Below are 4,870 nucleotides of genomic sequence, written 5' to 3' on the forward strand. Positions count from 1 at the left end.
GCACGGCGTCGTACCAGCCGCAGCGGCGCGGACGGCCGGTGTTTACGCCGAACTCGCCGCCCTTCTTCTGCAGGTATTCGCCCATGTCGTCGAACAGCTCGGTGGGGAACGGGCCGGCGCCTACGCGGGTGGTGTACGCCTTGATGATGCCCACGGCGCGGTTGATCCGGGTGGGGCCGATGCCCGAGCCCACGGACGCGCCGCCGGCGGTCGGGTTGGAGGAAGTGACGAACGGGTAGGTGCCGTGGTCCACGTCCAGGAAGGTGGCCTGGCCGCCCTCCATCAGCACCACTTTGCCCTCGTCCAGCGCCTGGTTCAGCACCAACGTGGAGTCGATCACCATGGGGCGCAGCCGTTCGGCGAAGGACAGGAAGTACTCGACGACTTCCTCCACGTGGACGTCGCGGCGGTTGTAGACCTTGACCAGCAGTTCGTTCTTCTGCCGCAGCGAACCCTCGACCTTCTGGCGCAGGATCGATTCGTCGAAGACGTCCTGCACGCGGATGCCCAGCCGGGCCACCTTGTCCATGTAGGCGGGGCCGATGCCGCGGCCGGTGGTGCCGATGGCCCGCTTGCCGAGGAAGCGCTCGGTGACCTTGTCCATGGTCTGGTGGAACGGGGCCACCAGGTGGGCGTTGGCGGAGACGCGCAGCCGCGAGGTGTCCGCGCCGCGGGCTTCTAGTCCGTCGATCTCCTCAAAGAGGGCTTCGAGGTTGACCACGCAGCCGTTGCCGATGATCGGAGTGGCATTGGGGGACAGGATGCCGGCCGGCAGCAGCTTCAGTTCGTACTTCTCCCCGCCGACGACGACGGTGTGGCCGGCGTTGTTGCCGCCGTTCGGCTTGACCACGTAATCCACGCGGCCGCCAAGCAGGTCGGTTGCCTTGCCTTTTCCTTCGTCGCCCCACTGGGCTCCGACGATCACAATTGCTGGCATGGGATCCTCCCCCATTCGATGCGGCGGAAGCCCCGGACAGTCTGTACAAGAAGGAGCCGCTGCCGCGCATGAGAACGCCCCTCACTCCAAGCGGAGTATGTGGGGCTCTTACCCACCAAGTTTAGCCGATGGGCCTGCGCGGCCCGGAATCGGTGCCCGCGGGGGCGATCCGAGGGCAACCGGCCCAGCGTATTCGGGGCCGGATGGGAGCCGGCGCATTGAGTGGAGAGAAGATGCAGCGAAACCGGCGTAAACCTGCAACTATTCGCCAGTCGATGAAACGCGCAGGCGTGCGGCCCGCTTTGGCAATGGCTGACGACGGCGGCGCTCACCCACCTCTGGCCCGCGGAGCCGCGGCGGGGTAGCCTGCCGCTCATGGCTGTCTCTGAACCGATGGCCCGGATCGGCATTTCCGGCTGGCGGTATCCGCGGTGGCGGGGCACTTTCTACCCCAAGGGCCTGCCGCAGCACCGCGAACTGGAGTACGCCTCCAGCCACCTGAACTCGGTGGAAATCAACGGCACCTTCTACTCGCTCCAGCGGCCCTCCAGCTTCCAGCAATGGCACGCGGCGACACCACCGGGCTTCGTCTTCGCGGTCAAGGGCGGCCGGTACATCACGCACCTCAAGGGGCTCAAGGATGTCCGCGAAGCGCTGGCGAACTTCTATGCCAGCGGCGTACTGGGACTCGGAGACAAGCTCGGCCCGTTTCTCTGGCAGCTGCCGGAACGGGCCACTTACGACGCCGACGTGATGGAGAAGTTCCTGGCCCAACTGCCCCGCAGCACGAAGGCGGCCGCGGCGCTGGCCTCCGAACACACCGACAAGATGAAAGACCGGACCTGGATTCCCGACGACGGCGCCGACCGCCCGTTGCGCCACGCCGTCGAAATCCGCAGCACTACGTTCATCACTGAAGAGTTCTACGACCAACTGCGCCGGCACAACGCAGCCCTGGTGCTGGCGGACAGCGCGGGAAAATGGCCGATGCTGCACGAGATCACCGCGGACTTTATCTACGTCCGGCTGCATGGCAAGGACGAACTCTACGCCGGCGGCTATCCGGACCAGGATCTGGACCGGCTGGCAGCGGCGGTCAGCAGTTGGCTCTCCGGCTCCGGCTGCCCGGACGGCGCTGGCCGTGACGCGTATGTGTACTTCGACAACGACGCCAAGGTTCACGCGCCGTTCAACGCGATGGGGCTGGCAGAACGGCTGGGAATTTCGGCTGGCCTGTGATGCCGTAGCGTCCGTGTCAAGGGCAAACTGGACATCTACCGGACTCCCAAGTCCCGGTCATCCCCCGGCCATCCCCAACGAAACGGATTTGGACTTTGGCAACGCCGCAGCTGATGAGCACCACCGCCATTCTGTCGCGGCCAGTCCGCGACCTCCAGGAGTTCGCCGGATCTCCCGCGGACTATCTCGAGGACCTCTACGAAGATCCTGAGGCAGCAGCAAGAACCTGGTTACGCGTGGGCGAACCGCACCGCTTCCAGTACAACGACGGCGTGGTCAGCCTGGCGTGGCAGGGCATACCGCTGCTCGGTATGCCCGTCTGGGACGACGTCTGCGGGATCTGGCGCGGCTTGGTTGCCGTGATCGCTGACTATTCGGCCACCACGCGAGGGGAGACTCTGCTCCCAGACCAGCCAGTTTCGGTGGTACTCGAGCGCATCCGTGGCGGCGCACTGCTTACGGTCGGCGAAACGGCCGTGCGCGTGGACCCGACGGCCTTCAACCGGCAGCTCCTGGCCGAGGCGGAACGCTTTTGGCAGTGGACGGAACAGCACGGCATCCCCGTGGATGCGCCAGCCGCCCTCCAAGACATCGCCCGAGCCCGGACGGTATTGGATCGCTGACCGCTCCGGAGGTCCTTGCTCCCGGGGTCCTTAGACTTCCAGTTTGCCGCCGGAGGCCTTCAAGTAGCAGGTCCCGCAGAGCGACTCGTACCAGACGTCCTCGCCGTCGATGGCGACCTGCTCGCCGTCGAAAACAATCTCCCCGTCCACCCGGCGCGTGTTGAACACGGCCTTGCGTCCGCAGCGACAGATGGTCTTCAACTCCTCCAGCGTGTGCGCGATTTCCAGCAGTCGGCGCGCGCCCGGGAAGGCCTGGGTGCGGAAGTCGGTCCGGATGCCGTACGCCAGCACCGGAACGTTGTCCATCACCGCGATGCGGAACAGGTCGTCGACCTGCGCCGGCTCAAGGAACTGAGCCTCGTCCACCAGCAGGCACGCCACCGGCTGGACGTCCACCCGTTCCAGCAGGGCGTCCGGATCTTCGCCGGCGGCCACCCGGCCAAAGTGTTCGCGCACCGATTCGCCCGCCCGGATCATGAAGTCCACGTCCCTGGCCATGCCCAGCCGCGAGACGATCTTGCTGTCCCCCTTGGTGTCCAGGTTCGGCTTGGCCAGCAGCACGCGCTGCCCGCGCTCCTCATAGTTAAACGCAACCTGGAGCAGTCCGGTCGATTTGCCGGAGTTCATCGCCCCGTAGCGGAAGTAGAGCTTGGCCAACACAGTCCTTTCAAGCGGTCCCAGCACTCGATTCTACTGAGCCTGCGGCGGTGTGGACGGCAGCGCGCGATCAGGGCGCGGCCTCCGCGAAACGTTTGAAACCGGCCAGTTGGCCGGAGTCCGCCTCAGCCATCGCCGTTCGGATCTGGTCTGCCATGCCGGCCAGTTCCTCACTGATGACGACGTCGGCGGTGAGCGTTAGGCGAGTGGCGCCGCCGTCGCCGTCGAACTCGTAGCGGTAATACGCCTGCACGTCCCCCTGCGATGAAGCGATGGTGATGCTCCGGCCGACGTCGAGCTGACTCACCGTGCAGCTGCGGTCGTGCCCCTGGGAGTGGAAGTCGATGGTTTGGCCCACGGTCAACGGGCCCTCGGCGTGCATCTCGCTCACGTCCGGCATCCATGCCGGCGCGGCTGCCCAGTCGGTCAACAGAGCCCACGCCCGCGCTGGCGGCACGTAGACCTGCTCCGTGACAGTGAACGCCGTGTTCGCACCCATACCTGCATCATCCCGTTCCGGGCGTTGCGTGGAAAGGTTCGGCCGCAAAACCGACTGGGTTTCGGGCACCAGCGTGGCCGGATCGCCCGCTCCGGCTCCACCGCCCCGGCCTGTCAGACAGACCACATCACACCACTGGACTGGCAACCTTTTGGTTGCGTATCGTGGAGGGATGGACGCAGTTTTCCAGGCCCTCGGTCATCCGACAAGGCGGATCCTGTTGGAGGAGCTGGCCGCACACAACGACCAGACGCTGTTTCAACTGACCGTGGGCCTGATCAACAAGCACCATCTGGAAATATCCCGCCAAGCTGTCACCAAGCATCTGGCAATCCTGCGCGAGGCCGGCCTGGTGACTGCCAGCAGCCGGGGGCGCACCACCGTGCACCATCTTGACCCTGCGCCGCTGTCCGCCGCACGGGAATGGCTCACGCGTTTCCCCCAGTCCACCACCACCAAGGAGGAACCATGATTATCACCACCGCCAGCATCTTCGTCGACGACCAACAGAAGGCGCTCGAGTTTTACACCTCCAAGCTGGGCTTCCAGTTGAAGAATGACGTGCCGCTTGGCGCGGACCGCTGGCTGACGGTTGTATCGCCGGAGGCTCCCGACGGCGTGGAACTGCTGCTGGAGCCGTCCGGACACCCGGCAGTGAAGCCGTTCAAGGATGCCCTGGTAGCCGACGGAATCCCGTTCAACAGCTTTGGCGTCAAGGATGTGTACGCCGAGTACGAGCGGCTGGTCGGGCTGGGTGTGGAGTTCATCCAGAAGCCCGCCGACATGGGACCGGTCATCACCGCCGTCCTCGACGACACCTGCGGCAACCTGATCCAGATCGCCAGCACGAAGGACTGATAGCCGGGGCGTAACCGCGGGGGGGGGGAGGGGTGGTCCCTCCGCTCCTTTGGGCCG

The 4,870-nt window shown here is 65.6% G+C and carries 7 protein-coding genes; 4 read left to right on the top strand and 3 right to left on the bottom strand.

All coding sequences use genetic code 11. The features are described 5' to 3' along the window. On the bottom strand, positions 1 to 937 hold a 937-nt coding region (locus ACMX2H_RS18635), incomplete at its 3' end, for an adenylosuccinate synthase (protein ID WP_414962731.1). A 375-nt stretch (positions 938 to 1,312) separates the two neighbouring features. Here ACMX2H_RS18635 and ACMX2H_RS18640 point away from each other — a divergent pair. Both ACMX2H_RS18640 and ACMX2H_RS18645 read left to right on the top strand, forming a co-directional pair. After that, a complete protein-coding gene (locus ACMX2H_RS18640) occupies positions 1,313 to 2,176 on the top strand; it encodes a DUF72 domain-containing protein (RefSeq protein WP_414962733.1) in 864 nt (287 codons plus the stop codon). A gap of 95 nt (positions 2,177 to 2,271) precedes the next feature. Then, positions 2,272 to 2,799 carry a hypothetical protein gene (locus ACMX2H_RS18645; RefSeq protein ID WP_414962735.1) on the top strand — a complete coding sequence of 176 codons (528 nt, stop codon included), beginning with the start codon at positions 2,272 to 2,274 and terminating at the stop codon, positions 2,797 to 2,799. Between the two features lie 30 nt (positions 2,800 to 2,829). On the opposite strand, the gene ACMX2H_RS18650 is transcribed toward ACMX2H_RS18645, so the two are convergent. Beyond that, the gene (locus ACMX2H_RS18650; protein ID WP_414962737.1) at positions 2,830 to 3,456 is read right to left on the bottom strand and encodes a thymidine kinase; all 627 of its coding nucleotides are present in this window, start codon (positions 3,454 to 3,456) and stop codon (positions 2,830 to 2,832) included. 70 nt (positions 3,457 to 3,526) lie between these two features. Further along, on the bottom strand, positions 3,527 to 3,955 hold the full coding sequence (locus tag ACMX2H_RS18655; RefSeq protein WP_414962739.1) for an SRPBCC family protein: 429 nt from the start codon (positions 3,953 to 3,955) through the stop codon (positions 3,527 to 3,529). 172 nt (positions 3,956 to 4,127) lie between these two features. Here ACMX2H_RS18655 and ACMX2H_RS18660 point away from each other — a divergent pair, with 172 nt between their 5' ends. Together ACMX2H_RS18660 and ACMX2H_RS18665 are read left to right on the top strand one after the other, a co-directional pair. Next, a complete protein-coding gene (locus ACMX2H_RS18660; protein WP_414962741.1) occupies positions 4,128 to 4,427 on the top strand; it encodes an ArsR/SmtB family transcription factor in 300 nt (99 codons plus the stop codon). Next, entirely contained in the window at positions 4,424 to 4,813 is a 390-nt protein-coding gene (locus ACMX2H_RS18665; protein WP_414962743.1) for a VOC family protein, read from the top strand. Before ACMX2H_RS18660 ends, ACMX2H_RS18665 begins: the two co-directional genes overlap by 4 nt. Positions 4,814 to 4,870: the final 57 nt, after the last annotated feature.

This window comes from Arthrobacter sulfonylureivorans (assembly GCF_047607445.1).
Taxonomy (GTDB): domain Bacteria; phylum Actinomycetota; class Actinomycetes; order Actinomycetales; family Micrococcaceae; genus Crystallibacter; species Crystallibacter sulfonylureivorans_A.

Coding starts and splice junctions, on each gene's coding strand:
- ACMX2H_RS18640 (WP_414962733.1), top strand. CDS start 1,313: ATGGCTGTCTCTGAACCGATGGCCCGGATCGGCATTTCCGGCTGGCGG.
- ACMX2H_RS18655 (WP_414962739.1), bottom strand. CDS start 3,955: ATGGGTGCGAACACGGCGTTCACTGTCACGGAGCAGGTCTACGTGCCG.
- ACMX2H_RS18660 (WP_414962741.1), top strand. CDS start 4,128: ATGGACGCAGTTTTCCAGGCCCTCGGTCATCCGACAAGGCGGATCCTG.
- ACMX2H_RS18665 (WP_414962743.1), top strand. CDS start 4,424: ATGATTATCACCACCGCCAGCATCTTCGTCGACGACCAACAGAAGGCG.